This window comes from Vibrio sp. 10N.222.52.B7 (assembly GCF_041474275.1).
Taxonomy (GTDB): domain Bacteria; phylum Pseudomonadota; class Gammaproteobacteria; order Enterobacterales; family Vibrionaceae; genus Vibrio; species Vibrio crassostreae_C.
This window is the reverse complement of the sequence record NZ_JBFRTU010000743.1, coordinates 1-251: the sequence shown is the minus strand read 5'-3', so window position 1 is coordinate 251 and position 251 is coordinate 1. Positions and strand designations below refer to the sequence as shown.

The following is a 251-nucleotide window of genomic DNA, read 5'->3' as shown; positions in this document are numbered from 1 at the left end:
CACGGCTTGAATAAGAACTGAGCTTAATACCGTAATCCACTTCAATTTGATACGCCTCTAAGATACGGCGATATTTTTCAGCGTCGCTGACATCAGCACGAGTTATCATCGCTTTCAGCTTTTCAACGCGACGCAGACGGCTCTTTTTCTTGAAAGGAAGATCACTTTCAATAACTTCTTGGAGGCCATCGATCATCTTGTACATTAAAGGCACAACACCTTGACGCGTTAGTTTAATTTCATCGATCTGC

General features: G+C 42.6%; 1 protein-coding gene. It reads right to left on the bottom strand.

Annotation, left to right across the window (positions count from 1 at the left end):
- Nucleotides 1-251, bottom strand: a 251-nt coding sequence (locus AB4512_RS25085; protein ID WP_372176165.1) for a DUF3450 family protein, incomplete at both ends; no start/stop codon positions are given.